Source organism: Pseudomonas sp. NY15437 (assembly GCF_048068435.1).
Taxonomy (GTDB): domain Bacteria; phylum Pseudomonadota; class Gammaproteobacteria; order Pseudomonadales; family Pseudomonadaceae; genus Pseudomonas; species Pseudomonas nitroreducens_B.
On record NZ_JBLUQC010000034.1, the window covers coordinates 1 to 3381 of the forward strand.

Genomic DNA, 3381 nt, shown 5'->3' on the forward strand with positions numbered 1-3381 from the left:
ACGATTGGGTCTGTAGCTCAGTTGGTTAGAGCGCACCCCTGATAAGGGTGAGGTCGGCAGTTCGAATCTGCCCAGACCCACCAATTGTTGTGGTGTGCTGCTGATCCGATAAGGGGCCATAGCTCAGCTGGGAGAGCGCCTGCTTTGCACGCAGGAGGTCAGGAGTTCGATCCTCCTTGGCTCCACCATTAAATCGTCGAAAGCTCAGACATGAATGTTCAGGTTGAACGAACATTGATGTCTGGTCTTTGTGCCAGAACCGTTCTTTAAAAATTTGGGTATGTGATAGAAGTAGACTGAATAATCTCTTTCACTGGTGATTATTCAAGTCAAGGTAAAATTTGCGAGTTCAAGCGCGAATTTTCGGCGAATGTCGTCTTCACGTTCGAGACAATAACCAGATTGCTTGGGGTTATATGGTCAAGTGAAGAAGCGCATACGGTGGATGCCTTGGCAGTCAGAGGCGATGAAAGACGTGGTAGCCTGCGATAAGCTTCGGGGAGTCGGCAAACAGACTTTGATCCGGAGATCTCTGAATGGGGAAACCCACCCGAGATAACTCGGGTATCTTGCACTGAATACATAGGTGCAAGAGGCGAACCAGGGGAACTGAAACATCTAAGTACCCTGAGGAAAAGAAATCAACCGAGATTCCCTTAGTAGTGGCGAGCGAACGGGGACTAGCCCTTAAGCTTCTTTGAATCTAACAGAACGCTCTGGAAAGTGCGGCCATAGTGGGTGATAGCCCCGTATGTGAAAGGTTCTTTGAAGTGAAATCGAGTAGGACGGAGCACGAGAAACTTTGTCTGAATATGGGGGGACCATCCTCCAAGGCTAAATACTACTGACTGACCGATAGTGAACCAGTACCGTGAGGGAAAGGCGAAAAGAACCCCGGAGAGGGGAGTGAAATAGAACCTGAAACCGTATGCGTACAAGCAGTGGGAGCCTACTTTGTTAGGTGACTGCGTACCTTTTGTATAATGGGTCAGCGACTTATATTCAGTGGCGAGCTTAACCGTATAGGGAAGGCGTAGCGAAAGCGAGTCTTAATAGGGCGATTTAGTCGCTGGGTATAGACCCGAAACCGGGCGATCTATCCATGAGCAGGTTGAAGGTTAGGTAACACTGACTGGAGGACCGAACCCACTCCCGTTGAAAAGGTAGGGGATGACTTGTGGATCGGAGTGAAAGGCTAATCAAGCTCGGAGATAGCTGGTTCTCCTCGAAAGCTATTTAGGTAGCGCCTCACGTATCACTCCAGGGGGTAGAGCACTGTTTCGGCTAGGGGGTCATCCCGACTTACCAAACCGATGCAAACTCCGAATACCTGGAAGTGTCAGCGTGGGAGACACACGGCGGGTGCTAACGTCCGTCGTGAAAAGGGAAACAACCCAGACCGTCAGCTAAGGTCCCAAAGTTGTGGTTAAGTGGTAAACGATGTGGGAAGGCTTAGACAGCTAGGAGGTTGGCTTAGAAGCAGCCACCCTTTAAAGAAAGCGTAATAGCTCACTAGTCGAGTCGGCCTGCGCGGAAGATGTAACGGGGCTCAAACCACACACCGAAGCTACGGGTGCATCGCAAGATGCGCGGTAGAGGAGCGTTCTGTAAGCCTGTGAAGGTGAGTTGAGAAGCTTGCTGGAGGTATCAGAAGTGCGAATGCTGACATGAGTAACGACAATGGGAGTGAAAAACTCCCACGCCGAAAGACCAAGGGTTCCTGCGCAACGTTAATCGACGCAGGGTTAGTCGGTCCCTAAGGCGAGGCTGAAGAGCGTAGTCGATGGGAAACAGGTTAATATTCCTGTACTTCTAGTTACTGCGATGGAGGGACGGAGAAGGCTAGGCCAGCTTGGCGTTGGTTGTCCAAGTTTAAGGTGGTAGGCAGAGATCTTAGGTAAATCCGGGGTCTTAATGCCGAGAGCTGATGACGAGTCGTCTTTTAGATGATGAAGTGGTTGATGCCATGCTTCCAGGAAAAGCTTCTAAGCTTCAGGTAACTAGGAACCGTACCCCAAACCGACACAGGTGGTTGGGTAGAGAATACCAAGGCGCTTGAGAGAACTCGGGTGAAGGAACTAGGCAAAATGGCACCGTAACTTCGGGAGAAGGTGCGCCGGCGAGGGTGAAGTATTTACTACGTAAGCCCATGCCGGTCGAAGATACCAGGCCGCTGCGACTGTTTATTAAAAACACAGCACTCTGCAAACACGAAAGTGGACGTATAGGGTGTGACGCCTGCCCGGTGCCGGAAGGTTAATTGATGGGGTTAGCGAAAGCGAAGCTCTTGATCGAAGCCCCGGTAAACGGCGGCCGTAACTATAACGGTCCTAAGGTAGCGAAATTCCTTGTCGGGTAAGTTCCGACCTGCACGAATGGCGTAACGATGGCGGCGCTGTCTCCACCCGAGACTCAGTGAAATTGAAATCGCTGTGAAGATGCAGTGTATCCGCGGCTAGACGGAAAGACCCCGTGAACCTTTACTGTAGCTTTGCACTGGACTTTGAGCCTGCTTGTGTAGGATAGGTGGGAGGCTTTGAAGCGTGGACGCCAGTCTGCGTGGAGCCATCCTTGAAATACCACCCTGGCATGCTTGAGGTTCTAACTCTGGTCCGTTATCCGGATCGAGGACAGTGTATGGTGGGCAGTTTGACTGGGGCGGTCTCCTCCTAAAGAGTAACGGAGGAGTACGAAGGTGCGCTCAGACCGGTCGGAAATCGGTCGTAGAGTATAAAGGCAAAAGCGCGCTTGACTGCGAGACAGACACGTCGAGCAGGTACGAAAGTAGGTCTTAGTGATCCGGTGGTTCTGTATGGAAGGGCCATCGCTCAACGGATAAAAGGTACTCCGGGGATAACAGGCTGATACCGCCCAAGAGTTCATATCGACGGCGGTGTTTGGCACCTCGATGTCGGCTCATCACATCCTGGGGCTGAAGCCGGTCCCAAGGGTATGGCTGTTCGCCATTTAAAGTGGTACGCGAGCTGGGTTTAGAACGTCGTGAGACAGTTCGGTCCCTATCTGCCGTGGACGTTTGAGATTTGAGAGGGGCTGCTCCTAGTACGAGAGGACCGGAGTGGACGAACCTCTGGTGTTCCGGTTGTCACGCCAGTGGCATTGCCGGGTAGCTATGTTCGGAATAGATAACCGCTGAAAGCATCTAAGCGGGAAACTAGCCTCAAGATGAGATCTCACTGGGAACTTGATTCCCCTGAAGGGCCGTCGAAGACTACGACGTTGATAGGTCGGGTGTGTAAGCGCTGTGAGGCGTTGAGCTAACCGATACTAATTGCCCGTGAGGCTTGACCATATAACACCCAAACAATTTGCGTGTTGTACGGTGAAGACGTAACGAACCGAAAGTTCGTGTGAACCGCAAAT

General features: G+C 51.6%; 2 tRNA genes and 1 rRNA gene. All 3 read left to right on the top strand.

Features of this window, described 5'->3' with window-relative positions:
* Positions 1–6 precede the first annotated feature (6 nt).
* A tRNA-Ile gene (locus tag ACNFIA_RS31860) sits at positions 7–83 on the top strand.
* Between the two features lie 29 nt (positions 84–112).
* Positions 113–188 (top strand) — tRNA-Ala (locus ACNFIA_RS31865).
* A 230-nt stretch (positions 189–418) separates the two neighbouring features.
* Positions 419–3310: ribosomal RNA gene (locus tag ACNFIA_RS31870) — 23S ribosomal RNA — on the top strand.
* Positions 3311–3381 lie beyond the last annotated feature (71 nt).